Source organism: Streptomyces sp. NPDC002276 (assembly GCF_053891435.1).
In genome coordinates, this window is record NZ_JBSFCQ010000011.1 from 281,521 (window position 1) to 307,112 (window position 25,592).

Sequence of the window (25,592 nt, forward strand, 5' to 3'; positions counted from 1 at the left end):
CGCTCAGGCGGCGCGGCGCATGTCGGGCACCCGCATCGGACGCGAGCTGGGGCCGCCGACGTGCGAGAAGGGCTGCGTCCGCCAGTCGAGCCCCTGAGGGAGCGTCAACAGCAGCGCGGTGTCCTGCTCCTGGGGTTCCGCGGACTCGTCGGCGGACCGGGCGTCGGCCGCCTCACGGCCCGTACCGGCGCAGACCGTCAGCCCGAACGGGTTCCACGGCGAGGCGCACAGCGCGTGCTCCGGCAGGACCTCCTCGTCCGCGAGGAGCGCGATGGGCTGCACGCAGTCCGGGCAGATCACCCGGTACATCTCGAAGGTGTCGTACTCGTCGAGTTCGTCGGCCTCGAAACCGTCGGACTCGACGCCCTCCGGCTCGTACTCGACGACGAGCTGCGGCCGCTTGGGCGCGGTGCGTCCAGGGCGCTGAAGACTCTGCATGGGTTTCTCCCCCTACTGGGCTGGGCCGTGAAGGCGCTGCGGCCTCGACCACAGCAAGCACTTCCCGTCCCGTCTCCGCGGTAATCACGAGAGCATCACGGAGACCGTTCGGGACCTGTGGCGTTCGTCACATGCCGCCCGCAGATGCCCTGGGCGGTGGATTTGTCCCCAGCTGACTCACGGGCCGCGCTCCGCCACATCACGAACCGGGTATGACCTGCGCCGCTGAGGTATCGAAGGAGATCAGCGGCCATGTAAGTTCTTGCGCCATGGAGGAGCTGGACCGACAAATCGTGCAGCTGCTCGTCAAGGACGGGCGGATGAGCTACACAGACCTGGGCAAGGCCACGGGCCTGTCCACGTCGGCCGTGCACCAGCGGGTGCGCCGGCTGGAACAGCGTGGCGTCATCCGCGGGTACGCCGCGGTCGTCGACCCGGAGGCGGTGGGCCTGCCCATGACCGCCTTCATCTCGGTGACACCGTTCGACCCCAGCGCCCCCGACGACATCGCGGACCGCCTCTCCGGCGTCCCCGAGATCGAGGCCTGTCACAGCGTCGCGGGCGACGAGAACTACATCCTCAAGGTGCGGGTCTCCACCCCGCACGAACTGGAGGAACTGCTCGCCAGGCTGCGCGGCCTGGCCGGCGTCTCGACCCGCACCACGGTGGTCCTCTCGACGCCGTACGAGGCCCGCCCGCCGCGCATCTGACCGACCTGCGTGCGGGGCCGCGCCGGTGAGGCGCGAGACTGTTCCCCATGAGTGAGCGCACCCCCGAACCGGCCACCGTCCTGCTCCGCCGCGGCGAAGTCCACAGCCCCGCCGACCCGTTCGCGACCGCGATGGTCGTCGAGCGCGGCCAGGTCGCCTGGGTCGGCTCCGAGGGCGCCGCCGACGCGTTCGCGGACGGGGTCGACGAGGTGGTCGACCTGGACGGCGCGCTGGTCACCCCCGCGTTCACCGACGCACACGTGCACACCACCGCCACCGGCCTCGCGCTCACCGGCCTCGACCTGTCCGACGCCCCCTCCCTGGAGACGGCCCTGTCCCTCGTCCGGGACTTCGCCGCCGCCCGCCCGGCCGACCGCGTCCTGCTCGGCCACGGCTGGGACGCCGCCCGCTGGCCGGGGGGCCGCCCGCCGACCCGCGCCGAACTCGACACGGCGACCGGCGGACGCCCGCTCTACCTCTCCCGCATCGACGTCCACTCCGCGGTCGTCACCACGGCCCTGCTCGACCTCGTCCCCGGCTTCGAGGCCCCGGACGGCCCCCTGACCGCCGACGCCCATCACACCGTCCGCGCCACCGCGCTCGCCGCCATCACCCCGGAGCAGCGCCTCCAGGCCCAGCGCACCGCCCTCGCCCACGCGGCCTCCCTGGGCGTCGGTTCGGTCCACGAGTGCGCCGGGCCCGACATCTCCTCCGAGGACGACTTCACGGGCCTGCTGCGGCTCGCCGCCGAGGAGCCCGGGCCGCGGGTCGTCGGCTACTGGGCCGAGCGGGACGTGGCCAAGGCACGGGAGCTGGGCGCCGTAGGGGCGGCCGGGGACCTCTTCGTCGACGGTTCCATCGGCTCGCACACCGCCTGTCTGCACCAGCCGTATTCCGACGCCGGGCACACCGGTATCGCCTACCTCGACGCGGACGCCGTCGCCGCGCATGTCGTCGCCTGCACCGAGGCGGGCCTCCAGGCGGGCTTCCACGCCATCGGGGACGCCGCCGTCACCACCGTGGTCGAAGGCGTCCGCGCGGCCGCCGAGAAGGTCGGCCTGGCCCGCGTCCGGGCCGCCCGGCACCGCGTCGAACACGCCGAGATGCTCACCCCGGAGACCATCGCCGCCTTCGCCGAACTGGGTTTGACCGCCTCCGTACAACCCGCCTTCGACGCGCTGTGGGGCGGCGAGGAGGGCATGTACGCCCAGCGCCTGGGCGCCGAACGGGCCCGCGCCCTGAACCCCTTCGCGGCCCTGCTGCGGGCCGGCGTCCCGCTCGCCTTCGGCTCCGACAGCCCGGTCACCCCGATCGACCCCTGGGGGACGGTCCGCGCCGCCGCGTTCCACCGGACGGCTGAACACCGCGTCTCCGCGCGGGCCGCGTTCACCGCACATACGCGGGGCGGCTGGCGGGCCGTAGGACGCGACGACGCGGGTGTTCTGGTGCCCGGCGCGCCCGCCGACTACGCCGTCTGGCGGACCGACGCCCTGGTCGTGCAGGCGCCCGACGACCGGGTCGCGCGCTGGTCGACCGACCCGCGCTCCGGCACACCCGGACTGCCCGACCTGACACCGGGCGGCGCGCTTCCGGTCTGCCTGCGGACCGTCGTGGGCGGACGGACGGTGTTCGTACGGCCGGGCGAGTGATCTCCCGGGGTGGCGCGCCCCCGATCCACGCCCGCCGCCCTGTCGCGCGACCTGCGCATCCTCTGCCCTGACCAGCCATTTGGGGGAGAAAGCGCAGATCAGACGGCTGTTGACAGGCGGGCGCGGGGGGCCGGTAGGTTCGTCCGAGTCCACCACCGGACGCCCGACCGGGGAACCTCCGAACAATCGCCGAAGCGCCGCTGGGTCAGGGACGGTGTGCCGCACCGGGGCACCGCCACTGGGAGCCAGGCTCAGCGCCCGCGCCACGGCGAGGGAACGTTCCGGCCGGTCGGCTGGTGTGACCCGGGTGGGGCCCGGACGTCCAGTAGACAACGGCCTTGGTCGACCCGCAGCCGGCGGGTCCCAGGTCGGCCCGAAGGGCGCCGGGCCCCCATCCGCAGCACACCAGTACCCAAAAGGCACAGTCTTACCCCGTTCTTGTCGAATCGACACCACCGTACGAACGACGTGGCACGTCATCCCAGGCGGCGGCCACTATGGTGGACGCCTGCGTACGGACATGAAGGGGCAGCAGTGAACGACGGCGACGGAGCCCTCGCGGCACAGGCCCAGGGGCGGAAGTTCGGCCCGCTCGGCACGGCCTTGGTGATCATCCCGACCTACAACGAGGCGGAGAACATCAAGGCCATCGTCGGGCGGGTGCGGCAGTCGGTCCCCGAGGCTCATGTCCTCGTGGCCGACGACAACAGCCCCGACGGCACGGGCAAGCTGGCCGACGAGCTGGCGGCCGAGGACGAACAGGTCCAGGTGCTGCACCGCAAGGGCAAGGAGGGCCTCGGCGCCGCCTACCTCGCGGGCTTCCGCTGGGGCATCGACAACGGCTACGGCGTCCTCGTCGAGATGGACGCCGACGGCTCCCACCGGCCCGAGGAGCTGCCCCGGCTGCTCACCGCCCTCAAGGGCGCGGACCTGGTGCTCGGCTCCCGCTGGGTGCCCGGCGGCCGGGTGGTGAACTGGCCCAAGTCCCGCGAGTTCATCTCCCGCGGCGGCAGCCTCTACTCGCGCGTGGCACTCGACCTGCCGCTGCGCGACATCACCGGCGGCTACCGCGCCTTCCGCAAGGAGACCCTCGAAGGCCTCGGCCTGGACGACGTGGCCTCCCAGGGCTACTGCTTCCAGGTCGACCTGGCCCGCCGCGCCGTCAAGGCCGGCTACCACGTCGTCGAGGTCCCCATCACCTTCGTGGAGCGCGAACACGGCGACTCCAAGATGAGCCGCGACATCCTCGTCGAGGCCCTGTGGCGGGTCACCACCTGGGGCGTGGGGGAGCGGGTCGGCAAGCTCCGCGGCCGGGGCAACTCCGGAAGAAAGCCCTCACAGTCGTAGCCCCGCGACCTCACAGGCCTCGTTGATCGTCCCCTTATCCCGCACTGAGCCGGGCCCAGGCACACTGGACGTATGACGACTGGCGCATCCACCCCTTCCTCCGCCGCCCGAACTCCGCGTTCCCGGCTGCGCAGGTTCCTGCCGCTGGGCATCGTCGCGTGGCTGGTGCTGGAGATCTGGCTGCTGACCGTGGTGGCGGGCGCGTCGAGCGGTCTTACGGTCTTCCTGCTGCTGCTCGCCGGGTTCGTGCTCGGCGCGGTGGTGATCAAGCGGGCGGGCCGGCGGGCCTTCCAGAACCTGAGCCAGGCCGTGCAGCAGGGCACCGCCCCGGCCAGCGGCGGTGGCAGCGGCCTGATGATGCTGGGCGGCCTGCTGCTGATGATCCCGGGGCTGATCTCGGACGCGGTGGGACTGCTCCTGCTGATCCCGCCGGTGCAGAAGGCCCTGGGGCGTTTCGCGGAGCGCACGGTCGAGCGGAAGCTGCGCAAGGCCGCCCCGGGCACCCTGGGAGACGCCTTCCAGCAGGCCCGGATCCACCGCCCGGACGGCAAGGTCGTCCAGGGTGAGGTCATCGTCCGGGACGAGCCGGGCGGTGACGCCCCGCAGGGCCCGCGCCCGCCGCTCACCGGCTGACATCCGGGCAGGCAAAAGCGCGGGCGCCGTACAGGTTCGTACGGCGCCCGCGCTTACTTGCTTGTGCTACTTGCGTGTGCGGTAGAACCGCTCCGCACCTCCGGGACTAGGCCGACTTGCGGCTGTCCCTCGGGTGAACCGCGATATTCATCGCGCCGGAACGGAGAACGGCAAGACGCTCCTCAAGGACCTCTTCGAGTTCCTCGCGGGTGCGCCGCTCCATCAGCATGTCCCAGTGGGTACGCGCGGGCTTGGCCTTCTTTTCCTCAGGGCCATCGCCGTCGACCAGGAGTGCCTGGGCCCCGCAGACCTTGCACTCCCACTCCGGCGGAATCTCCGCCTCGACCGAGAAGGGCATCTCAAAGCGATGTCCCTTCTCGCATGCGTACTCCACGGCCTGGCGTGGTGCCAGGTCGATACCGCGGTCCGTCTCGTAGCTGGTCACCACGAGGCGCGTGCCGCGAAGAGCTCGCTCACTCATGAATCGTGCCTCCCGGGCTTGTCGCCCACAGGACAGGTGTCGCTGTCGTCGTCATCCGGTCAACGTCCGGTCGGCGGTAAAGATTCCCGTACGGGGTCATGCGTCGCCGTCGTAGCCGCCCCTTGTTGTACCCACCAGCGCCCGGTTTGTCACATCTACTAGCAGATGTCACCTAGCGATTCGTCATCTTTGACGCGCAGTAACGGTACGCCAGGCAGGCCAAACGCGTACACTACCGCCCTTTCGCCTCCAGCGCTAAATCCTCTCGGGAAGAGGATTCCCCGCGTCGCCGATCGCCCGTGCCACCGGAACCCGTGCGAGCAGCACGAATCCCGCGATGAAGAAGGCCACCAGGGAGATGATCGCGTCCCGATAACTTCCGGTCAGCTGGTACGTCACCCCGAACAGAAGTGGGCCCAGCCAGCTCATGCCCCGATCGCTCATCTCGTACGCCGAGAAGTACTCGGCCTCTTTCCCGGGCGGCACCAGATGCGAGAACAGCGACCGGGACAACGCCTGGCTGCCGCCCAGGACCAGGCCGATCCCGGCGGCCAGCACGAAGAACCAGACGGGCGCCCCGGCGGGCAGGAAGTACCCGGCGGCCAGCGTCGCCGTCCACGCCACCAGCGAGCCGAGAATCGTCCGCTTGGCCCCGTAGGTCCGGGCGAGTCGCCCCATCCCGAGCGCACCCGCCACCGCCAGCACCTGGACCATCAGCACGGCCGTGATGAGCGTGGACTGGCTCAGCCCCAGCTCCTCGGAGCCGTACACGGACGCCTGCGAGATCACCGTCTGGATGCCGTCGTTGTAGATCAGGTAGGCGAACAGGAAGGACAGGGTGAGCGGTTTGCCGCGCATGTCCCGGACGGTCGCCGCCAGCTGCCGCCAGCCCTGCGCCGTGGGCGCCTCGGACGTCGTACGGCCGCGGTCGCGCAGTCGTTTCAACGGTACGAGAGTGAAGGCGCCCCACCAGATGCCGGCCGAGGCGAGGCAGATGCGGACGGCCATCGACTCGGAGAGGCCGAAGGAGTCGTGGGCGGTGAACAGGACCAGGTTCGCGACCAGGACGAGGGAACCGGCCGCGTAGCCGAAGGCCCAGCCTCGTGAGGAGACCGCGTCGCGTTCCTCGGGCGGGGCGATCTGCGGAAGGTAGGAGTTGTAGACGACCATCGAGACGGCCACGGAGGAGTTCGCGACGATCAGCAGGAAGCCGCCCAGGAGATAGCGGTCGCCGTCCAGGAAGAACAGGCCCGTGGTGGCCGTCGCGCCCACATAGGCGGCCAGCGCCAGGATGGGCTTCTTGCGACCCGTACGGTCCGCCGCCGCGCCCGCCAGGGGCATGACGAGGATCGACACGATCACGGAGGCGGAGACGGTGTAGGCGAAGAAGGAGCCCGCCCGGACCGGTATCCCCAGGGGGTGCACGAACCCGTCGGGGCCGGCCGCCGACTTCGCGACCGAGGTCAGATAGGGGCCCAGGAACACGGTGAGCACGCTCGTCGAGTAGACGGAGCAGGCCCAGTCGTAGAAGTACCAGCCGCGCTGTTCGCGCCGCCGCTCGGCTGCCTCGTCGGCCTCCGGTGACCGCAGGGTGTCGGTACCCACCCGTGCCCTCGCTTCCCCGTGGACGCGTCGGCTCCGGGGCTCAGGCCCAGACGCCCCGCTCCACCATGACCTCGCGCAGTGTGTCGATGTGATCGGTCATGATGCCATCGACGCCCAGGTCCAGGAGCCGGTGCATGCGATCGGCCTCGTTGATGGTCCACACGTGGACCTGCACCCCGCGCGCGTGGGCAGCGTTTACGAAGCGCCGGTCAACAACAGGGATGCCCGACTGCTCCTCGGGCACCTGTGCGGCCACCGCGGAGCGACGCACCGGGAGGGGCGCTCCCCAGGAGCGCAGCCGCAGATTCAACACCCCGCGCGTGCCGAACGACGTGGCCAGGCGCGGCCCGGCCAGGTGCTGGGCGCGGATCACACGCTTCTCGGAGAAGGAGCCGACAAGGACGCGGTTCCAGGAGTCGGTGCGCTCCAGGAGGTCCAGGAGCGGGCGGAGCGCCGGTTCCGCCTTGATGTCGACGTTCCAGCGCACCTCGGGGAAGGTCTCCAGCAACTCCTCGAAGAGGGGCACCGGTTCCTTGCCCGCCACGCGCGCGTGGCTCACGTCGGACCAGAACAGGTCCGCGATCCGGCCCGCGCCGTCGGTCACCCGGTCCAGGGTCTCGTCGTGGAAGGCGACGAGCTTCCCGTCCGCCGTGGCGTGGACGTCGGTCTCGATGTACCGGTAGCCCAGCTCGACCGCGCGCCGGAACTGGAACACGGTGTTCTCCAGGCCGTCCGCCGCGCCGCCCCGGTGGGCGAAGGGGATGGGGCCGGGATGGTCGAGGTACGGATGACGTATGAGCGTGGTCACCCGGGCAGTATCGCCCGTTCCGGTGACCCGGTGGCTACGACCGTGCTGCCGCCGGATGCCGAGGGGGCGGCGAAGACGCGAAGGAAGAGCTGGGCGAGCGGGCCGATCGCCAGGGCGTAGAGCAGGGTGCCGACGCCCACCGTGCCGCCCAGCGCGAAGCCGGTGGCCACGACGGAGACCTCGATGCCCGTGCGGATCAGGCGGATGGACCGGCCGGTGAGCTTGTGCAGGCCGGTCATCAGCCCGTCGCGCGGGCCCGGCCCGAAGCTCGCGGAGATGTAGAGCCCGGTGGCGACCCCGTTGAGCACGATGCCCGCGATCAGCAGCGGAATCCGTACGGTCAGACCGTGCGCGTCCGGGATCAGCGCGAGGCTGCCGTCCATGGCCAGGCCGACCACGAACACGTTGGAGACCGTGCCGAGGCCCGGGCGCTGGCGCAGCGGGATCCACAGGAGCAGCACCACCGCGCCCACGATGATCGAGACGACACCGATCGTCAGGCCGGTGAGTTCGGCGAGGCCCTGGTGCAGCACGTTCCAGGGCTCCAGGCCCAGTCCGGAGACCAAGAGGAGCGCCGAGCTGGCGCCGTACAGCGCGAGTCCGACGTAGAGCCGGATCAACCGTCGGGCGAGACGGTTCCGCGTGGACAAGGGGTGCCCCCTGGTGGTGGTAGTGGCCTGACGCATGACACTCTGTGGCTTGAGAACAGACGTCATACATGGCCAATTCCGGGAAGGTGGACTGGTTTCCATGGCGCAGTGGACCTCGGCGATGGGCGCCGCGCAGCTGGCCCGGCTGCTCAACTCCCAGCAGGACCGCCCGGCCGGGCCCGGCACCCGCCGACCGCCCGCCTATCGCGCGCTCGCGGACGGCATCCGCCTGCTGGTGCTGGAGGGGCGCGTCCCGGTGGCCGCCCGGCTGCCCGCCGAGCGGGAGTTGGCGCTCGCGCTGTCCGTCAGCCGCACCACGGTCGCGGCCGCCTACGAGGCACTGCGCGCCGAAGGGTTCCTGGAGTCCCGGCGCGGGGCCGGCAGCTGGACCGCCGTACCGGCCGGAAACCCGCTCCCCGCGCGCGGGTTGGAGCCGTTGCCCCCGGAGGCCCTCGGTTCGGTGATCGACCTGGGCTGCGCCTCACTGCCCGCGCCCGAGCCGTGGCTCACCCGGGCCGTGCAGGGCGCCCTGGAGGAGCTGCCGCCGTACGCCCACACGCACGGCGACTACCCGGCCGGGCTGCCCGCGCTGCGCGCGATGATCGCCGAGCGGTACACCCTGCGCGGGATCCCGACCATGCCCGAGCAGATCATGGTCACTACGGGTGCGATGGGCGCCATCGACGCCATCTGCCATCTCTTCGCGGGGCGCGGCGAGCGGGTCGCCGTCGAGTCGCCCTCCTACGCCAACATTCTCCAGCTGATGCGGGAGGCGGGCGCCCGGCTGGTGCCCGTGGCGATGGCAGAGGGGCTGACGGGCTGGGACATGGACCGCTGGCGGCAGGTGCTGCGGGACGCGGCGCCCCGACTCGCCTATGTCGTCGCCGACTTCCACAACCCGACCGGAGCCCTCGCCGACGACGACCAGCGGCGGCAGCTCGTGGACGCGGCCCGCTCGGCCGGCACCGTGCTCGTCGCCGACGAGACGATGACCGAGCTGTGGCTGGACGACGTCGAAATGCCGCGCCCTGTCTGCGGGTTCGACCCGGCCGGTTCCACCGTCATCACCGTCGGCTCCGCCAGCAAGGCCTTCTGGGCCGGCATGCGCATCGGCTGGGTGCGCGCGGCCCCGGACGTGATCCGCAGCCTGGTCTCGGCCCGCGCCTACGCCGACCTCGGCACCCCGGTCCTGGAACAGCTCGCCGTCAACTGGCTGTTCAGCACGGGCGGTTGGGAACAGGCCGTCGACATCCGGCGTGGCCAGGCCCGGGAGAACCGGGACGCGCTGGTCGCGGCGGTACGGCGGGAGCTGCCCGGCTGGGAGTTCGAGGTGCCCAGGGGCGGGCTCACGCTGTGGGTCCGCACGGGTGGGCTGTCGGGCTCCCGGCTCGCCGAGATGGGGGAGCGGGTGGGCGTACGCGTCCCGTCCGGGCCGCGCTTCGGCGTCGACGGGGCCTTCGAGGGGTATGTGCGGTTGCCGTTCACCGTGGGCGGCGCGGTGGCCGAGGAGGCTGCGGCACGGCTGGCCGCGGCGGCCCGGCTGGTGGAGAACGGGGTCGGCGGGGGCGGCAGCGAGTCGCCGCGGACGTTCGTGGCGTAGCCCCGGGGTTCGGGGCGGGCGACTCCCGGCCGCCCGCCCCGAAGGCCGGTCTCTACGAAGACTCCGCCACAGCGGCCTCCACGGCCGCTTCCACGGGCAGCGCCTCGGTCGGCATCGTCTCCGCCGCGTCCGCCGGTGTCGTGCGCGGCGGGAGCAGGGCCAGCACCGCCTGGCGGTCCGCGTCGCTCGTCGCGTCGTCGTACGGGTCCGGGGTCGCCGGGACCTGGAGGCGGTGCACCGGGCCGCTGCCCAGGCGGGCATAGCCGCGGCCGGGCGGCACCTGGGCGATCGGCGTGGTGGGCGGGGAAGCGCCGAGGACCGCCTCCAACTGGGCTGCGGTCGCCGGGCCGAGGACGACACGCGCGCGTGTGTGCTGTCGTACGGCGTCGCTCAGGGTGTCCGCGCTGTCGAACTGGTCGGCCACCACCACCGTCACATGGGCCGCGCGGCCGTGCCGCAGGGGTACCTGGAGCAGGGACTGCGGGTCCTGGCGGCCGTCGGCCGCGGCCAGGTGGGCGAAGGCGCTCGGGCGGTCCAGGATGATCCACAGGGGGCGCCTGGTGTCGTCCGGCGCCGGATGGCCCGACTGGCGGGCGTGGTTGGCCGCGATCAGCCGGCGTTCGGTCTCCTGAGAGGCCCACTCCAGGCTGGCCAGGGTGCCGGTCAGCCCGCACTCGACGGCGAGGACCCCGTCCCGGCCGGTGAGGCACGCGTACTCGCCGGTGCCGCCGCCCTCCACGATCAGGACGTCGCCGTACTGGAGGGCCTGGAGGGCGATGGAGCGCAGCAGGGTGGAGGTACCGCTGCCGGGCTGGCCCATGACCAGCAGGTTCGGTTCGGTGGAGCGGATGCCGGTGCGCCAGACGACGGGCGGGACATCGCGCTGTTCCGTGCCGTGGGTCAGCGGGAGCGTGCGGTGGACGTGGGTCGGGTCGGTGAAGCCGAGGACGGTCTCGCCGGGCGCGGTGACGAAGCGCTGGGCGGCGATGTCGGTGGGGAGCGGGGCGAGGACGCCGATGGTGAGCTGGTTGCCCTCCTCGTCCCATTCGAAGCGGTACTCACGGCCGCGCCCGGACTTCGCGGTGAGCAGCTGCTCGATCCGCGCGCGGGAGTCGGCCTCGCCGTCGGTGAAGTAGGCCGGGTAGCGGACGACCAGGTGGGTGATCCGGCCCGCGCCGTCGAACTCGTGGGCGGGGAAGGCCTTCTCCCAGTCTCCGCCGTGGGCGAACAGGGGCGCCGGGTCCTCGGCGATGGAGAAGTAGGGCACCAGCGCCTCGTAGAGGGACCGCAGACGCTGCGTCTGGGACTCGTCGGGCCCTTCGGGCGCCGGCGGGGTGCGGTCGCGGCCGTGCCATGCTGCCGCCGCCATCAGGACGATGACGGCGAGCAGCGGGCCGTACGGCACCAGTGCCACCACCAGGACCACCGAGGCCACCAGGAACAGCAGTGGCCCGCGCTTGTCCTTGGGGGTGTCGGCCCATCTGCGCCGCCCGGCGGATGCCAGTCGGCGCAGACCGCGAGTGATCGTGATCAGCGGATGGAGGACGTCGGTGGCGCTGTCGGCCGCCGTCCGGGCCAGCTCCCGGCTCCGGGCGATCTGTGCGCTGCCGTTGCTCAGGATGCGGGGGAGGGGGCGCCGGGCCACTGCTGTCTCCTGGAGGTGCGTACGGGTGGTTGCGTCAGAACTTGATGCCACCGAGGAGGCTCGCCAGGCTCTCCCCGCCGGCCTTGATGCTCGGCGCGATGGCCGTGCTGGCCATGTAGAAGCCGAAGAGTGCGGCCACCAGGGCGTGCGAGGCCTTGAGTCCGTCCTTCTTGAAGAAGAGGAAGACGATGATGCCGAGAAGGACGACGCCTGACATGGACAGGATCATTTGAGCTCTCCTGGTTCGTGGGGACAGTCACCATGAGTTCTTCCAGGATCACAGGATGTATCCATACGATAAAAGGTGCAAGTGGGTGAATTTCGTCGGATTTCCCTCTGATGGCGGAGCGCATTCGGGCCGTCTGAGCAGGGGTTTCACCTGTGTCGGGCCCTGCGGTGATCTTTGCCTCGGAGAGCGCCGGTCATGTGTCGGCGGAGCCAGTACGCTGGCGATTCACCCGTACTAGTGAGAGGCGGTCAGGCCGATGAGTGAAGCCCCCGACCCCGAGGTCGTGGAGCTCGCGACCAAGATCTTCGATCTGGCCCGCCAGGGCGGGACCGAAGCGCTGGTGGCGTATGTGGACGCGGGTGTTCCGGCCAATCTCACCAATGACCGCGGTGACTCCCTGGTGATGCTCGCCGCGTACCACGGGCACGCCGACGCCGTACGGGCCCTGCTGGCGCGGGGGGCCGAGGCGGACCGGATCAACGACCGGGGGCAGACCCCGCTGGCCGGAGCCGTCTTCAAGGGCGAGCAGGAAGTGATCGAAGTCCTGCTGGAGGCCGGTGCCGATCCGGCCGCGGGCACACCGTCCGCGCTCGACACGGCGCGGATGTTCGGCAAGGCCGAGCTGCTGGAGCTGTTCGGCGCGCACTGAAGTGTGTGGTCCGTCATTCACTGGGACGGGCCTTGTGACCAGGCACGACAAGGAAAACGGGGGAAAACGGGGGAAGGCAGCACGTGGCCGCCCGAAATTTCGGTCGCGGCAGCGAGAACTGCCGGGTCATCATGACGTCGTGATTCACGGACGCGATGGCCGGGCAGGTGTTGCCGCACCGCGCGGACCGTGAGGGTCCGCTTGGGCCACCGACGAGAGGCAGAGGAAAATGGTCTACAGCAAGCAGGAAACGGCGGGCGCCCCGACGTGTTGTCACGCGGCCAGGTAGTGCACGTCCCCCGGTTGCGTCGACGCTTGATGTGAGGCTGTTTCCCATGTTCGATCCGGTCATAGCGCCCAGCGGTACGCTGCTCGGCCTGCTTCAGCGGGGCCGCGGCGACGGCACACTGCACGCGCTCACCGCACCCCGTGCCGAGGCACTCGCGGCACTGAACCACTGTGTGCTGCGCGACCCCCGCCACGACTGGCAGGTGGAGAACCGCTCCCTGTACTACGCCCGTCTGTACCTCGATCTGGGCGGCGATCTGGACGCCGTCGAGGCCCACCTCTTCGACACCGAGGACGTCCTCGACACCGAGGAGTCCCGCACGGGACTCGCCCTCGCCGTCCTCGGGCACCTCGCCTCCTACGGCAGGCGGGACGCGCTCACGCTGCTGCGCCGATACGCGGCCACCGGCAGCAACTGGGCCTGGGCGCTCGACGAACTCGCGCTCAGGGACGACGACGCGGGCCTGCGCGCCCTCGCCGCTCCCGTGCTGGCGCGTTTCCCGGCCGATCCCGAGGGCGAGGCCGAACTGGCCACCGTCGTGCGGGACGCCTTCGAACCCCGGCCCTGGCGGCTGTGGGCCGAGGACTCACGGGAATCGATCGCCACGCGCGTGCGTGCCGCCCAGGAAGCCGGCTGCTTCGACCGCTGGCAACGGCAGATGCGACCAACCGGGCCCCGTCCGGGGTGGAGCGTGCAAGCGGTGTTCGAATGGGCCCAACAGGGCATCGAACGCGGCTCCGCGCTGCACGTCCCCGCCGCCCGCTGCCTCAGCGCGGTGGCCGGCCCCGAGGACCGGCCCGAGATCGTCGCGGCGGCCGAGGACGGCAGCGAGGGAGCCCGCTGCACCGCCCTTCGGTATCTCGCCGACAGCAACGACCCCGAAGCCCTCCAGCTCATCGAGCGAGCCGTGGCCACCGGCTCGGCACCCGTCGTGGAGGCTGCCGTCGACGCCTTCGAACGGATGCGCTCCGTGGCCGCCGTGGACCGGGCCCGCGGCTGGGCCCGACGGCCCGACCCGCTCGGCGCCGCCGCCGGCCGGATGCTCGCCTGCCGGGGCGGAGCCCAGGACAGCGACCTCGTCCTCGGCGCCCTCAGGGAGGCCGTCATGGGCGAAGGGCCCGACGCCCCCACCCTGTGGACCCTCGTCGACGGCGCCGGCCGCCTCGGCATCGTCTGCGCGGCACCCGTTCTGCGCCATGTGTACCGGGAGACCGCCTCGTCCCATCTGCGCGGCCGGGCCGCCCGGGCCCTGGCCGCCACCGACCCCTCTTACCCCACCGGCTTCGCCGTCGAGTGCCTGTGGGACTGCGAGGAGACCACCCGGGAGATCGCCGCCCGGCACGCCGAGACCGGTGACGCACGGGTCGTGGAACAGCTCCGCAGGCTCGCCGCGGACCCGGCCGAGGAAGCGGAGGTCCAGACAGCCGTTCGGAGCCGGATCGGGCCCGACGCCCCCGCAGTGTGAACACGGGATGACTCGCGGGTCAGACGGGCATGGACGCCGTCTGACCTGCTCGGGTGCGCAGCGTAACGCTCATGGGACGTTCACCGTTCGCATAGATCCACGTTGACGCGGGCACGTCCAGCGCGGCGACAACACGGGTATGCGTGTCGTCATCGTGACCGAATCCTTTCCCCCCGATGTGAACGGCGTGGCCCACTGCGCGCTCCAGACCGCCCGGCACCTCGTGGATCGCGGTCATCATCCGCTCGTCGTCGCGCCGGCCACCGCGGCCGGTTCCGGGCCCGACGCCCAGTCGCCGTGCCCTGTCATCCGCATCCCCTCCCTACCGCTCCCGGGCTACCCCCAGGTCCGCGTCGCCCTCCCCAGCCGACGCGTCGCCGCGGCCATCACCGAACACCGCGCCGACATCGTGCACCTGGCCAGCCCCTTCATCCTCGGCGTCCGCGGCATGGCCGCCGCCGCCCGGCTCGGCATCCCCGCCGTGGCCGTCTACCAGACCGACCTGGCCGGATATGCCCGTACGTACGTCGGCGCGGGCGAAGCCACCGCCTGGCGGCGCATACGGTCCGTCCACGCCGCCGCCGACCGCACCCTCGCGCCCTCCAGCGCGGCCCTCGGCGACTTGGAGGCACATGGCGTGCCCCGGGTCAGGCTCTGGCCGCGCGGGGTCGACACCGAGCGCTTCCGCCCCGAGTACCGGGACGAGGCGCTGCGCCGCGAACTCGCCCCGAACGGCGAACTGATCGTCGGCTACGTCGGCCGGCTCGCCCCCGAGAAGCAGATCGAACTCCTCGCCGGAGTCTGCGGTCTCCAGGGCGTCAAGGTCGTGGTCGTCGGCGACGGACCCAGCCAGCCGCACCTCACCGAGGCGCTGCCGGGCGCGGTCTTCCTCGGACGCCGTACCGGCGACGAGCTCGCCCGTATCTTCGCCTCGTTGGACATATTCGTGCACACCGGACCTTTTGAGACCTTCTGTCAGACCGTCCAGGAAGCCATGGCCAGCGGCGTCCCTGTTGTCGCGCCCGCCGCCGGCGGTCCGCTCGACCTGGTCGCCCACGGGCGCACCGGGTTCCTCTTCCCGCCGCGCGACGAGAACGCCGTGACGGACGCCGTACGGACCCTGGCCGCCGATCCCGCGCTCCGGGCCGAGTACGGCACCGCCGCGCGGGCCATGGTCGAGGGCCGCACCTGGGCGGCCGTCGGCGACCAGCTGATCGCGCACTACGGCGACATCCTCGCCGCCCGCAAGGTGGTGGTGGCGGCGTGAACACCGCTGCGCTGCGGATCGTCAGGCTCGCCAACTTCGTGGCCCCCTCCTCCGGGGGGCTGCGCACCGCCCTGCGCGAGCTGGGCAAGGGCTTCAAGGAGGCCGGGCACGACCCGGTCCTTATCGTGCCCGGCGAGCGCCACACCGACCGCGAGACCGAGCAGGGCCGGGTCATCACCCTGCCCGGGCCGCTGCTGCCCGGCACCGGCGGCTACCGCGTCCTCGCCGACAAGCGGCGCGTGGCCAGCCTCCTGGAACAACTCGCCCCCGACCGCCTGGAGGTCTCCGACCGTACGACCCTGCGCTGGACCGGCAAATGGGCCAGGCGGGCCCGCATCCCCGCCGTGATGGTGTCCCACGAGACCGCCGACGGCGTCCTGCGCACCTGGGGCCTGTCGGAGAACATGTCCCGGCGCACCGCCGACGCCCTCAACGTCCGCACGGCACACACCTACGCGCGCGTGGTGTGCACCACCGAGTTCGCCGAGCGGGAGTTCGTCCGCATCGGCGCCCGCAACGTCGTACGGGCCCCGCTGGGCGTCGACCTGGTGGGGCGCACTCCGGCACTGCGGGACCCGGTCGTGCGCGCGGAGTACGCGCGCGTGGACCAGGTTCTGCTGGTGACCTGCACCAGGCTCTCCGTGGAGAAGAAGCCCGGCACGGCGCTCGACGCCCTGGAGGCGCTGGTACGGCGCGGGCGGCGGGCGGTCCTCGTGGTCGCCGGGGACGGACCGCTGCGGGCCCGGCTCGAACAGCGGGCGCGGGAGCGCGGGTTGCCGGTCACCTTCCTCGGGCACGTGTCCGACCGGCGGCTGCTCGGCGCGCTTCAGGCCTCCGCGGACGTGTGCCTGGCACCCGGGCCCGCCGAGACCTTCGGGCTCGCCGCCCTGGAGGCCATGGCTTGCGGCACGCCCGTGGTGGCCAGCGCCTCGTCCGCGCTCCCCGAGGTCATCGGCTCCGCCGGTGCCACGGCCGCGGACAACGGGAGGGCCTTCGCGGACGCCGTGGACATGCTGCTCGAACGCTCCGAGGCGGAGCGGCGGGAGATCGCACGCGCGCGTGCGGAGTGTTTCGGCTGGGACACGGCGGTCGACGCGTTCCTCGCCGCACACGACGCGGATGTACCGGTACGGCGCTTCGTGCCCGGAGGCGTGGCATGAGAACGGTCCGTTTCGTCGCCCTCGGTGACTCGCTCACCGAGGGCGTGGGCGATCCCGTCGGCGAGGCATGGCGCGGTTGGGCCGCGCTGCTCGCCGGCGGGCTGGCCCAACAGCCCGAAGACACCGTGGAGTTCACCAACCTCGCGGTCAGCGGGGCACAGTCGCGGGACGTGCTGGAACGGCAGACCCCGGCCGGGCTCGCCCTGAAGCCGGACGTCGTGTCCGTCGTCATAGGCGTCAACGACACCCTGCGCTGCACCTTCGACATCCAGGCTCTGGCCGCCCGGCTCGACAAGGTCTACGCGGCCTTCACGGCACAGGGCGCGGTCCTCCTGACGGCCTGTCTGCCCGACCCGGGCGCCATGCTCGGCCTCCCGGGCGCACTGGCCCGCCCGCTCGCCCGGCGCCAGCGAGCGGTGAACACCGTGGTGCACGCGCTCTCCGAGCGGTACGGGGCCGTGCACCTGCACGCCGCGGAGGGTGAGTGGATCATGGACCGCGCGATCTGGAGCGCGGACCGGCTGCACCCCGGTGAGCGGGGCCACCGCCAACTGGCCCTGCGGTTCCACGCGTTGCTCGCCGAGGAGGGTGTGGCCACGGGGGCCGCGCCCTCGCCCGAGCCCGAGTTCCCGGCCCCCACCAAGTCGGCCAGCCTGTGGTGGCTGGCGACCGCGGGCACCGGCTGGGTGGCCCGCCGCTGTACCGACCTGCTGCCGCAGCTCCTCAGGCTGGCCGCCGACGAGATGCGCCACCGCGCGCGGGGCACCAGCGCGCGGCTCGACCTGAGCGCGTCCCACGCGGTGTCGGCGGCACTGGCCGCCCTCTCGGTGGGGGAGAAACAGCCGGACGCCGCATAGAGCCTGTCTGCCGGATCAGGTCGCAGCAGAGTGACCGTGCCTGATCAGCGCAGGTCGGCGGGGTCCGGTGCGTCCGACCGCAAGGCGGAGGAGACGTTGACATCAGCGGCTCCGCCGCGGGCGACACGGTGGGGGCACCCCGCGTCTGCGACAGGATCCGCCGGACAGGCCCCGGGGCGCGTACAGGGCCTCAGCGGCGTCGTACGGCCACGAAACGGACCGGGGTTCCGGGCACCGCCTGCGCGGCGGCCGGGAGGTCCGTCGGGCGGACGACCGCGATCACCGGGTAACCGCCGGTGGTCGGATGGTCGGCGAGGAAGACCACGGGACGGCCGTCCGGGGGGACCTGGACGGCGCCCAGGACCATGCCCTCGCTGGGGAGTTCACCGGTCAGGGCCCGCTCCAGGGCGGGGCCCTCGGTGCGCAGCCCGATGCGGTTGCTCGCCGACGACACCTGATAGACGCGTGACGTGAACGCCCGTACCGCCTCCGGCGTGAACCAGTCGTCGCGGGGGCCGAACGTCACCCGGAGGACGAGTTCGACCGGAGGGCGCGGCTGCGGGGCGAAGTCCACGCGCGCGTGGAGGCCGGTCGGGGAACCCAGCGGCAGTATGGCGCCGTTCGTGAGCGGCGCCGGACCGAGCCCGGACAGCAGGTCCGTCGAACGGCTGCCGAGCACCGGCTCCACGGCGACACCGCCGGCGAAGGCGACGTAGGCGCGTACTCCGGAGAAGGCTGTTCCGATGTCCAGGAGGGCTCCGGCGGGCACGTGCACGGGTGCTCCCCAGGCGACGGGCCGTCCGTCGACCGTGACCGGGCAGGGCGCGCCGCCGACCGCCACGAGGATCGTTGAACGAGGCCGTACGGCACACCCGTTGAGGGTCGTCTCCAGGACGGCCGCCTCGGGCGGATTGCCGACCAGCCGGTTGACGAGCGCCGCCGCGGGCCCGTCGAGCGCCCCCGAACGCGGCACCCCCAGGTGCGCGTGTCCGGGCCGCCCCAGGTCCTGCACCGTGGTCAGGGCCCCGGCCCGGACGACGGCGAGTGCGCGGTCCGTCATACGTCCGCCACCGGGACGAAGCGCACGCGCGTGCCCGGCGACAGCAGCGCGGCAGGCACACGCGTATGGTCCCACAGGACCGCGTCCGTCGTACCGATCAGCTGCCAACCGCCGGGCGAGGCACGGGGATACACGCCCGTGTACGGGCCCGCCAGGCCCACGGCACCGGCGTGCACGGCCGTACGCGGGGTGGCACGGCGCGGAACGTCGTAGCGGGCCGGGAGGCCGGTGAGGTAGCCGAAGCCGGGGGCGAACCCGCAGAACGCGACGCGGAACTCGGTGGCCGCGTGGATGCGGCCCACCTCCCGCTCGGGGACGCCCCACAGGGCGGCGACGTCGGCGAGGTCCGGGCCGTCGTAGCGCACCGGGAGGTCGATCACCTCTCCCGCGCGCGGGGGCGCGGGAGGTACGTCGGAGGCCGTCAGTTCGGAGGCCAGCCGGGCCGGGTCGGCGAGACCGTCCAGCAGGACCGTGCGGGCGGCGGGGACGATCTCGCGGACGGTGAGGAGGCCCTCCGCGCGGCGGCGCAGCAACTCCGCGTGGACGGCCTCGGCCTCCTCCCCGGAGGCGACCTCGACGAGCAGTGCGTCGTCCCCGACGCGCAGCGTCCTCACGCGAAGGCCTCCACCGGGACACCCGATTCCAGGAGCCGTGCGCGCACCCTGCGGGCCAGTTCGACCGCGCCGGGCGTGTCCCCGTGCAGGCACAGGGAGCGGGCCCGCACCTCGATGCGCGCCCCGGAGAGCGCCTCGACCGTCCCGGAGCGGGCCAGGCTCAGCGAGCGCTCTACGACGGCCTCGGGGTCGGTGACCACCGCGCCGTCCCGGCCGCGCGGCACGAGCGTGCCCTCGTCGGTGTAGGCACGGTCCGCGAACGCCTCCGTGACGGCCGGCAGGCCCGCCTTGGCGGCCAGGTCGAGGACGACCGAGCCGGGCAGCCCGAGCACGGGCAGCGAGGCGTCGGCCAGGAGCACGCCCTCGACCACCGCGGCGGCCTGCTCGGGGTCGTGCACGACCCGGTTGTAGAGCGCGCCGTGCGGCTTGACGTACGACACGCGCGTGCCCGCCGCCCGGGCGAACACCTCCAAGGCACCGATCTGGTACGCCACTTCGGCCGCTAGCTCGGCGGACGGCACATCCATCGCGCGCCGCCCGAAGCCCGCCAGATCCCGGTAGGACACCTGGGCGCCGACCCGCACCCCGCGCTCGGCCGCCAGCTCGCACACCCGCCGCATGGTGACCGGGTCCCCGGCGTGGAAGCCGCAGGCCACATTGGCGCTGGTGACGACGGACAACAGCTGTTCGTCGTCGGTGAGATGCCAGCGGCCGAAGCCCTCGCCGAGGTCGGCGTTCAGATCGATCATCATCTCTCCTGGTCAGGCGACGCGGTACTGCTCGTCGCGGGCGTCGGTGACGAACATCTGGCCCGGCGCGTGCGTGATGGCGAACGGCGGGCGGGACGCCATCACCGCGGCCTGCGGGGTCACTCCGCAGGCCCAGAACACCGGGATGTCGTCCGGCGCGGCGTCCACCGGATCACCGAAGTCCGGGCGGCCGAGGTCCTCGATACCGAGTCCCGAGGGATCGCCGCAGTGTACGGGGCTGCCGTGCACCGCCGGGAGCAGCGCGGTCACCCGGATCGCCGTCGCCAGGTGCTCAGGGGGCACCGGGCGCATCGACACGACCATCGGGCCGTGCAGCCGCCCCGCCGGGCGGCACGGGCGGCTCGTCACGTACATCGGGACGTTGCGGCCCTGCTCGATGTGCCGGACCGGGACGCCCGCCTCGCTCAACGACCACTCGAAGGTGAAGCTACAGCCGATCAGGAACGACACCAGGTCCTCGCGCCAGTACGCCCGCACGTCCGTCGGCTCGTCCGCCAACTCGCCGTCCCGCCACACCCGGTAGCGCGGCAGATCGGTGCGCAGGTCCGCGCCGTCGGCCAGAACGGTCTCCCAGGAGCCCGCGTCCGTGACGTCGAGCACCGGACACGGCTTCGGGTTGCGCTGGCAGAACAGCAGCATGTCGTACGCCCAGTCGGCGGGCACCGAGATCAGGTTGACCTGGGTGTGGCCCGCCGCGACCCCGGCCGTGGGACCCGTCAGCCCGGCCCGGAAGCGGGTCCGGGCGGAACGCGGGCTCCACGCGTGCGCGTGCTCGTCGACGAGGGTCAAGGGGCGGTCCTCCGTACGGTTCACGCCAGTTCCTTTCCGCGGGTCTCCGGCAGTCCCAGGAGCGCCAGTGCCGCGATGCCGTAACCGATGGCCCCGAAGACGAGCGCTCCGCCCACACCCCAACTGTCGGCCAGGAAGCCCACCAGGGTCGGGAAGACGGCGCCGACCGCGCGGCCGGTGTTGTACGTGAAGCCCTGTCCGGTGCCACGCAGGGCCGTCGGGTACAGCTCGCTCAGGTACGAGCCGAAGCCGCTGAAGATCGCCGACATGCAGAACCCGAGCGGGAAACCGAGCACCAGGAGAAGGGTGTTGGCGCCGTTGGGGATGTGTGTGTACACCAGGATGCAGATCGCCGAGAGCAGGGCGAAGAGCCAGATGTTGCGCTTGCGGCCGAGCACGTCGGTGAGGTAGCCGCCGGTCAGGTAGCCCAGGAAGGCGCCGGAGATCAGGAAGGTCAGATAGCCGCCGGTGCCGACGACGGACAGGCCGCGCTCCGTCTTGAGGTACGTCGGCACCCAGGTGGCGAGGGTGTAGTAGCCGCCCTGGACGCCCGTCGAGAGCAGGCCCGCGAAGACCGTCGTCCGCAGCAGGCCGGGCGCCTCGGCCGTACCCGGCTTGAAGATCGCCGCGAACGAGCCCTTCTGGGCGTTCTGTTCGCGCACGGCCGTTGCCTCGGGGGCGTCGTGCACCCGGCGCCGTATCCAGAGCACCAGCAGCGCGGGCAGCGCGCCGGTCCAGAACATCACCCGCCAGGCCAGGTCGTCCCCGAGGAACGAGAACACCAGCGTGTAGACGACCGCGGCCAGCGCCCAGCCCACCGCCCAGGAGCTCTGGACCGCGCCGAGCGTACGACCCCGGTGTTTGGCGCTCGCGTACTCGGCGACCAGGATCGCGCCGACCGCCCACTCGCCGCCGAAACCCAGGCCCTGGAGGGCGCGGAACACCAGCAGGGTCTCGTAGTTGGGGGCGAAGCCGCAGGCCACCGTGAAGACGGCGTAGGTGATCACCGTGATCATCAGGGCCTTGACGCGGCCCACCCGGTCGGCGAAGACGCCCGCCACGGCGCCCCCGACCGCGGAGACGACCAGCGTGACCGTGGTGAACAGGCCCGTCTGGCCGCTGTCCAGGCCGAAGTACGCGGCCAGCGCGACCATGCTCAGCGGCAGCGTGAAGTAGTCGTAGGAGTCCAGCGCATAGCCGCCGAACGCGCCGGCGAAGGCCCGGCGGCCGTTCGGACCGAGCGCACGGAACCAGGCCAACGCACCGTCGTCGGCGGTCAGTTCGTCCGCGTCGGGCTGCGTTCCGGTGTTCAGGGCCTGAGGTGGAGGGGTCGTGCTCATGTGCACCTCGCAGAGGGAGGACGGAGGGTGCTGGGACTGAGCCGGGCCGTGCGGAGGCCGTCGGCGCCGGGGTGAGCGGGTGGCGCCATGTGAAGCAAAGTAGAGGATCGTTGAACGATCCTTCAAGAGGCATGTTGTTTCGTTCTTGTATCTGCGGTTGAATTCCGGGCATGGCAGAGCAGATGGCGGGACTGGCCGACGACCGCGCCCTCCTGGGCCGTACGAGCACCGCGGAACGCGTCTCGGACATCCTCAGGAGCCGTATCGCGGAGGGCTATTTCCCGCCGGGCGCCCGGCTCTCGGAGGACAGCATCGGCGGGGCGCTCGGTGTGTCGCGCAACACACTCCGTGAGGCGTTCCGGCTGCTCACCCATGAGCGACTGCTCGTCCACGAGTTGAACCGGGGCGTCTTCGTCCGGGTCCTGAGCGTCGAGGACGTCCAGGACATCTACCGCACCCGCCGCCTCGTCGAGTGCGCCGTCGTGCGGGGGCTCGGTGAACCGCCGTACGCCCTCCAGCAACTCGCCGCGGCCGTGACCGAGGGGCAGTTGGCGTCCGTCGAGGATGACTGGAAAGGAGTGGGTACGGCCAATATCCACTTCCACCGGGAACTGGTCGCCCTCGCCGGCAGCGCCCGCACCGACGAGCTGATGCGCAGCGTCTTCGCCGAACTCCGGCTCGCCTTCCACCTCGTGGACGACCCGAAGGCGCTCCACGAGCCGTACCTCCAGCGCAACCGCCTGATCCTCCAGGCGCTCCAGGCGGGCGACGCCGCCGAGGCCGAGAGACTGCTCGCGGTCTACCTCGACGACTCGCTCCAACGGGTCGTCGACGCCTACCGGCAGCGGGTCGGCGAGGACGGGACGGCCCTCGGCTGACGACGGCACGGCGCCCGGCGGAACCTCGCACAGTGTCCGTCGGACCCCCGCACACGGCTGTGGCGGTAGTCGCTTCTGCGTCGTTTGGGTCGTTGTCAGACCGAGGACCTAGTCTGTGCAGCGTGACTTCGCCTGCATCGACGGACAGCGTTCCGCCCCAGTTCAGCGCGGGGCCGCGCCCCGCACCGGGCCCGGCCGCCGACGAGGGACTGGCGCGGCGACTGCGCGCGCTCGCCTGCACCGCGCCGCTGCACGACCTCGACGTGCGCAAGGCCAACCTCGCGGGTGAGTACTCGGTCTACGGCATGGCGGAGGTGGCCCTCGCCGCCATCGACCTGGTCACCCTGAACATGGACTTCGACACCGGCGCCGACCACGACCAGATAGTGGCCAGGCTCATCCCGCGCATCGCCGCCCAGGCCCCCCAGCGCCCCGTCGCCGAGCACGAGCGCGTGGCCCGCTGGGTCCTGGAGAACCTGATCAACGTCGGCAGCGTCGACCGCGGCTTCCGCACGGTCTACGGCACGTTCGCCCAGGACGGCACCTATGTGCGCCGCGACTACGACTTCAAGCTGATCGAGGAGGTCCCCGGTTACGGAGGCAGCGTCTACCTCCGTACGACCGACGAGGCCGTCAACGTCCTCGTGGGCGCCCTCGACACCGACGTCACCAGCGCGCAGATCGCCGCCGAGGTCAAGCTGGAAGTCCTCATCAGCCGCGGCCGGCTCGCCGACGCCCAACTCGCCGCCGAGCAGGCCCGCTACCGGACCGTGCAGTACTCGGAGACCCTGCGCCGCGCCCTGGACGCCACCCGGCGCAACGTCCGCGCGGTGGACTGGCTCAACGCCGTGCCCGACATGATCGCCGAGGCCCTCGACCACGTGGCCGACCGCTACCGCCACGAGAACGCGATCCTCACCAACATCCGCAAGGCCCGCGACGAGTCCGAGGACCCCGAACAGAAGCGCCGCGCCGCCGAGTTGGTCGACATCGTCAAGGACTGCATCCGACGCCACACACAACTCCAGTCGCGCCTCCTGGAGGCCGGGCCGCTGTTCCGCGCCGAGCAGGACCGGCAGGCCTTCGCCACGCCCATGACGACATCGGGGATAGACCTCTACGGGCATCTCGTCTCGCCCGTGCTGCCGCTGCCCCTGGAGCAGGCGATCCGGGTCACGGACGCGTTCTTCGCGCGCGGGACGGGGCTGCGCACGCCCGTGTCGGTCCGGGTGGGCGACCTCGTCGAGATACTGCTGACGCCGCCTCAGGAGCGGGAGCACCTCGGTGCGGAGATGCCGGAGCCGGATCTCATCGCCACGCCGGACGACAGCCGCTTCAGCGAGGAGCAGTTGGCGGCGGCGATGGAGTTGCTCGATCTGCCGGCGGACGCGCCTCGGAGGTTGTCGGGGTTGCTTGCGGACGCTCGGCGCCAGGATCCCGAACTGCCGTATCTGGTCGCCCTGTTGGCCGTGCACGCGGCCAGTCCGCCGGTCGGTACGGCGTATCGGCAGGGGGAGCCGAAGCTGCTGTTCGCCGTGGACGACGGGGTCGAGCTGGACGATCCCGAGTTCGGCGGGGCCGATCTGATCGTGGGGATGGCCCTGTTGGACGCGGCGGGGATGGCGGCGGGGCGGAGCGAGGCGGCGTAGGGCATGAACGACCGAGGAATGAACCACCGTCACGTGAACGACCCTCACATGAACCACCTCAGCAAGGAGCCCCAACCGTGAGCGAGCACGTCGAATGGAGTGAGCCGGCGGCCACGGCCCCGGCAGTGACCGCCGTCATCACGCCCGCCGACGCCGCCGACGCGGCGCGGCTCGTCGCGTTCGGGCTACAGCCCAAGTTGCAGCCCGCGCGGGACCAGGAGTACGCGGAGCTGCTGCGCCGGTACCGGGAGGACCCGCCGTTCGCGCGGCTCGCCGACGCCGTGGCCGCCGGGCTCGGGCTCGTCGTCCTGGAGGTGTCCCCGCGCGCGGGGATGGCCGTGACCGCCGCCGAGGACTCGGTGTTCGCCGTCCGCATGGGCGACTACGCGCGCCGCACCGCCGCCGACTCCGGGGACCGTTTCCTGCACGGGCTCGCGCATCTCTCCGTCGCCGCGATGGCGTTCCCGCGCCCCGAGGACCTCGCCGACGACGGCTACATCGGGCGTGTCACGGTCAACGGCGTCGACGCCTTCGTACGGCAGGCCTGTCGGCGCCTTGAGGAGCGGGCCGACGAGCAGGGCATGAACACCGACCCGGCCACCGACGCGCCCGGCCTGGAGGCCGCCTGGCGGATCTGGGTCAGACGCAGCGCCACCGGAGCCACCAAGGACGCCCGCAGACTCGCCGGTTCGACCACCGGAATCGTCGGCAAGGCCGCCGCGTTCCTCACCGACTCCGGCTTCCTCCAGCGCACGGGCGACGACAACGGCGGTACGTACCGCACGACCGCCCGCTACCAGCTCCAGGTCCGTGACATGGCCGGCAGCGCCGCCATGGCCGAGCTGCTGGAGCTGGGCGTCGTCCCGGTCACCGACGGCACCGCGAGCCTGCTGCCCGCCGAGGACACCGAGGACCTGGAACTGGTGGCCGACGCCGGGCTGCCGTTCCACTCCTGACCCCCCGCCCCTCCAGAAGACCTACGAACCCCCCACACCTGCCGAAGACTTACG

The 25,592-nt window shown here is 72.1% G+C and carries 25 protein-coding genes; 13 read left to right on the forward strand and 12 right to left on the reverse strand.

Going from position 1 to position 25,592, the window contains the following annotated elements:
- Nucleotides 1-3 precede the first annotated feature (3 nt).
- Nucleotides 4-438: a hypothetical protein gene (locus tag ACWIHT_RS27760; RefSeq protein ID WP_456170981.1), complete on the reverse strand. Its 435-nt coding sequence runs from the start codon at nt 436-438 to the stop codon at nt 4-6.
- Nucleotides 439-707: 269 nt separating this feature from the next.
- Here ACWIHT_RS27760 and ACWIHT_RS27765 point away from each other — a divergent pair, with 269 nt between their 5' ends.
- The 4 genes from ACWIHT_RS27765 (at nt 708) to fxsA (ending at nt 4,777) form a co-directional block, all read left to right on the forward strand.
- Nucleotides 708-1,148, forward strand: coding sequence for an Lrp/AsnC family transcriptional regulator (locus ACWIHT_RS27765; protein ID WP_200708861.1), 441 nt, complete (start codon nt 708-710; stop codon nt 1,146-1,148).
- Nucleotides 1,149-1,195: 47 nt separating this feature from the next.
- A complete protein-coding gene (locus ACWIHT_RS27770; RefSeq protein WP_456170983.1) occupies nt 1,196-2,797 on the forward strand; it encodes an amidohydrolase in 1,602 nt (533 codons plus the stop codon).
- Nucleotides 2,798-3,331: 534 nt separating this feature from the next.
- The gene (locus ACWIHT_RS27775) at nt 3,332-4,144 is read left to right on the forward strand and encodes a polyprenol monophosphomannose synthase (RefSeq protein ID WP_456170985.1); all 813 of its coding nucleotides are present in this window, start codon (nt 3,332-3,334) and stop codon (nt 4,142-4,144) included.
- 72 nt (nt 4,145-4,216) lie between these two features.
- The gene (gene fxsA, locus ACWIHT_RS27780; RefSeq protein WP_456170987.1) at nt 4,217-4,777 is read left to right on the forward strand and encodes an FxsA family membrane protein; all 561 of its coding nucleotides are present in this window, start codon (nt 4,217-4,219) and stop codon (nt 4,775-4,777) included.
- A gap of 106 nt (nt 4,778-4,883) precedes the next feature.
- On the opposite strand, the gene ACWIHT_RS27785 is transcribed toward fxsA, so the two are convergent.
- The 4 genes from ACWIHT_RS27785 to yczE all read right to left on the reverse strand — a co-directional run bounded on the left by ACWIHT_RS27785 (nt 4,884) and on the right by yczE (nt 8,357).
- A complete protein-coding gene (locus ACWIHT_RS27785; protein WP_003977404.1) occupies nt 4,884-5,258 on the reverse strand; it encodes an RNA polymerase-binding protein RbpA in 375 nt (124 codons plus the stop codon).
- A gap of 255 nt (nt 5,259-5,513) precedes the next feature.
- Nucleotides 5,514-6,863, reverse strand: a complete 1,350-nt coding sequence (locus ACWIHT_RS27790; RefSeq protein WP_456170988.1) for an MFS transporter — start codon at nt 6,861-6,863, stop codon at nt 5,514-5,516.
- Between the two features lie 40 nt (nt 6,864-6,903).
- A complete protein-coding gene (locus tag ACWIHT_RS27795) occupies nt 6,904-7,671 on the reverse strand; it encodes a glycerophosphodiester phosphodiesterase (RefSeq protein ID WP_456170989.1) in 768 nt (255 codons plus the stop codon).
- Entirely contained in the window at nt 7,668-8,357 is a 690-nt protein-coding gene (yczE, locus tag ACWIHT_RS27800) for a membrane protein YczE (RefSeq protein WP_456170991.1), read from the reverse strand. The genes ACWIHT_RS27795 and yczE overlap by 4 nt, the downstream gene beginning before the upstream one ends.
- Nucleotides 8,358-8,421: 64 nt before the next feature.
- Here yczE and ACWIHT_RS27805 point away from each other — a divergent pair, with 64 nt between their 5' ends.
- Nucleotides 8,422-9,921, forward strand: a complete 1,500-nt coding sequence (locus ACWIHT_RS27805; protein WP_456170993.1) for an SCO1417 family PLP biosynthesis transcription factor — start codon at nt 8,422-8,424, stop codon at nt 9,919-9,921.
- A gap of 52 nt (nt 9,922-9,973) precedes the next feature.
- Here the strand turns inward: ACWIHT_RS27805 and ACWIHT_RS27810 are convergent, their stop codons facing one another.
- Both ACWIHT_RS27810 and ACWIHT_RS27815 read right to left on the reverse strand, forming a co-directional pair.
- Nucleotides 9,974-11,566: a hypothetical protein gene (locus ACWIHT_RS27810; RefSeq protein ID WP_456170995.1), complete on the reverse strand. Its 1,593-nt coding sequence runs from the start codon at nt 11,564-11,566 to the stop codon at nt 9,974-9,976.
- Between the two features lie 34 nt (nt 11,567-11,600).
- Nucleotides 11,601-11,795, reverse strand: coding sequence for a hypothetical protein (locus tag ACWIHT_RS27815; RefSeq protein WP_019059657.1), 195 nt, complete (start codon nt 11,793-11,795; stop codon nt 11,601-11,603).
- Between the two features lie 256 nt (nt 11,796-12,051).
- Here ACWIHT_RS27815 and ACWIHT_RS27820 point away from each other — a divergent pair, with 256 nt between their 5' ends.
- The 5 genes from ACWIHT_RS27820 to ACWIHT_RS27840 all read left to right on the forward strand — a co-directional run bounded on the left by ACWIHT_RS27820 (nt 12,052) and on the right by ACWIHT_RS27840 (nt 17,482).
- A complete protein-coding gene (locus tag ACWIHT_RS27820; protein WP_019066472.1) occupies nt 12,052-12,444 on the forward strand; it encodes an ankyrin repeat domain-containing protein in 393 nt (130 codons plus the stop codon).
- A 335-nt stretch (nt 12,445-12,779) separates the two neighbouring features.
- A complete protein-coding gene (locus ACWIHT_RS27825) occupies nt 12,780-14,198 on the forward strand; it encodes a HEAT repeat domain-containing protein (protein WP_456170997.1) in 1,419 nt (472 codons plus the stop codon).
- A gap of 139 nt (nt 14,199-14,337) precedes the next feature.
- The gene (locus ACWIHT_RS27830) at nt 14,338-15,465 is read left to right on the forward strand and encodes a glycosyltransferase family 4 protein (protein WP_456170998.1); all 1,128 of its coding nucleotides are present in this window, start codon (nt 14,338-14,340) and stop codon (nt 15,463-15,465) included.
- Nucleotides 15,462-16,625, forward strand: a complete 1,164-nt coding sequence (locus ACWIHT_RS27835; protein WP_456171000.1) for a glycosyltransferase — start codon at nt 15,462-15,464, stop codon at nt 16,623-16,625. The genes ACWIHT_RS27830 and ACWIHT_RS27835 overlap by 4 nt, the downstream gene beginning before the upstream one ends.
- Nucleotides 16,622-17,482 (forward strand): SGNH/GDSL hydrolase family protein, encoded by an 861-nt coding sequence (locus tag ACWIHT_RS27840; RefSeq protein WP_456171001.1) that lies wholly within the window; start codon nt 16,622-16,624, stop codon nt 17,480-17,482. Before ACWIHT_RS27835 ends, ACWIHT_RS27840 begins: the two co-directional genes overlap by 4 nt.
- 190 nt (nt 17,483-17,672) lie before the next feature.
- Here the strand turns inward: ACWIHT_RS27840 and ACWIHT_RS27845 are convergent, their stop codons facing one another.
- The 5 genes from ACWIHT_RS27845 to ACWIHT_RS27865 are packed head-to-tail and all read right to left on the reverse strand — an operon-like array spanning nt 17,673 to nt 22,055.
- The gene (locus tag ACWIHT_RS27845) at nt 17,673-18,542 is read right to left on the reverse strand and encodes a 5-oxoprolinase subunit C family protein (protein WP_456171002.1); all 870 of its coding nucleotides are present in this window, start codon (nt 18,540-18,542) and stop codon (nt 17,673-17,675) included.
- Nucleotides 18,539-19,156, reverse strand: a complete 618-nt coding sequence (locus ACWIHT_RS27850) for a 5-oxoprolinase subunit B family protein (protein WP_456171003.1) — start codon at nt 19,154-19,156, stop codon at nt 18,539-18,541. The genes ACWIHT_RS27845 and ACWIHT_RS27850 overlap by 4 nt, the downstream gene beginning before the upstream one ends.
- A complete protein-coding gene (locus ACWIHT_RS27855; RefSeq protein WP_456171048.1) occupies nt 19,153-19,905 on the reverse strand; it encodes a LamB/YcsF family protein in 753 nt (250 codons plus the stop codon). Before ACWIHT_RS27855 ends, ACWIHT_RS27850 begins: the two co-directional genes overlap by 4 nt.
- Before the next feature lie 12 nt (nt 19,906-19,917).
- On the reverse strand, nt 19,918-20,739 hold the full coding sequence (locus tag ACWIHT_RS27860; protein ID WP_456171005.1) for a putative hydro-lyase: 822 nt from the start codon (nt 20,737-20,739) through the stop codon (nt 19,918-19,920).
- Nucleotides 20,736-22,055, reverse strand: a complete 1,320-nt coding sequence (locus tag ACWIHT_RS27865; RefSeq protein ID WP_456171007.1) for an MFS transporter — start codon at nt 22,053-22,055, stop codon at nt 20,736-20,738. Before ACWIHT_RS27865 ends, ACWIHT_RS27860 begins: the two co-directional genes overlap by 4 nt.
- A gap of 170 nt (nt 22,056-22,225) precedes the next feature.
- Here ACWIHT_RS27865 and ACWIHT_RS27870 point away from each other — a divergent pair, with 170 nt between their 5' ends.
- The 3 genes from ACWIHT_RS27870 to ACWIHT_RS27880 all read left to right on the forward strand — a co-directional run bounded on the left by ACWIHT_RS27870 (nt 22,226) and on the right by ACWIHT_RS27880 (nt 25,538).
- On the forward strand, nt 22,226-22,933 hold the full coding sequence (locus ACWIHT_RS27870; protein ID WP_456171008.1) for a GntR family transcriptional regulator: 708 nt from the start codon (nt 22,226-22,228) through the stop codon (nt 22,931-22,933).
- 122 nt (nt 22,934-23,055) lie between these two features.
- A complete protein-coding gene (locus ACWIHT_RS27875) occupies nt 23,056-24,582 on the forward strand; it encodes a hypothetical protein (RefSeq protein WP_456171010.1) in 1,527 nt (508 codons plus the stop codon).
- Between the two features lie 77 nt (nt 24,583-24,659).
- Nucleotides 24,660-25,538: a hypothetical protein gene (locus ACWIHT_RS27880; protein WP_456171012.1), complete on the forward strand. Its 879-nt coding sequence runs from the start codon at nt 24,660-24,662 to the stop codon at nt 25,536-25,538.
- Nucleotides 25,539-25,592: the final 54 nt, after the last annotated feature.

Bases quoted from the DNA above. Each gene is read 5' to 3' on its own strand.
- ACWIHT_RS27815 (WP_019059657.1), bottom strand. From the start codon at position 11,795: ATGATCCTGTCCATGTCAGGCGTCGTCCTTCTCGGCATCATCGTCTTC.
- ACWIHT_RS27840 (WP_456171001.1), top strand. From the start codon at position 16,622: ATGAGAACGGTCCGTTTCGTCGCCCTCGGTGACTCGCTCACCGAGGGC.
- ACWIHT_RS27845 (WP_456171002.1), bottom strand. From the start codon at position 18,542: ATGACGGACCGCGCACTCGCCGTCGTCCGGGCCGGGGCCCTGACCACG.
- ACWIHT_RS27770 (WP_456170983.1), top strand. From the start codon at position 1,196: ATGAGTGAGCGCACCCCCGAACCGGCCACCGTCCTGCTCCGCCGCGGC.
- yczE (WP_456170991.1), bottom strand. From the start codon at position 8,357: ATGCGTCAGGCCACTACCACCACCAGGGGGCACCCCTTGTCCACGCGG.
- ACWIHT_RS27870 (WP_456171008.1), top strand. From the start codon at position 22,226: ATGGCAGAGCAGATGGCGGGACTGGCCGACGACCGCGCCCTCCTGGGC.
- ACWIHT_RS27785 (WP_003977404.1), bottom strand. From the start codon at position 5,258: ATGAGTGAGCGAGCTCTTCGCGGCACGCGCCTCGTGGTGACCAGCTAC.
- ACWIHT_RS27765 (WP_200708861.1), top strand. From the start codon at position 708: ATGGAGGAGCTGGACCGACAAATCGTGCAGCTGCTCGTCAAGGACGGG.
- ACWIHT_RS27830 (WP_456170998.1), top strand. From the start codon at position 14,338: ATGCGTGTCGTCATCGTGACCGAATCCTTTCCCCCCGATGTGAACGGC.
- fxsA (WP_456170987.1), top strand. From the start codon at position 4,217: ATGACGACTGGCGCATCCACCCCTTCCTCCGCCGCCCGAACTCCGCGT.
- ACWIHT_RS27805 (WP_456170993.1), top strand. From the start codon at position 8,422: ATGGCGCAGTGGACCTCGGCGATGGGCGCCGCGCAGCTGGCCCGGCTG.
- ACWIHT_RS27825 (WP_456170997.1), top strand. From the start codon at position 12,780: ATGTTCGATCCGGTCATAGCGCCCAGCGGTACGCTGCTCGGCCTGCTT.
- ACWIHT_RS27865 (WP_456171007.1), bottom strand. From the start codon at position 22,055: ATGAGCACGACCCCTCCACCTCAGGCCCTGAACACCGGAACGCAGCCC.
- ACWIHT_RS27855 (WP_456171048.1), bottom strand. From the start codon at position 19,905: ATGATCGATCTGAACGCCGACCTCGGCGAGGGCTTCGGCCGCTGGCAT.
- ACWIHT_RS27820 (WP_019066472.1), top strand. From the start codon at position 12,052: ATGAGTGAAGCCCCCGACCCCGAGGTCGTGGAGCTCGCGACCAAGATC.
- ACWIHT_RS27760 (WP_456170981.1), bottom strand. From the start codon at position 438: ATGCAGAGTCTTCAGCGCCCTGGACGCACCGCGCCCAAGCGGCCGCAG.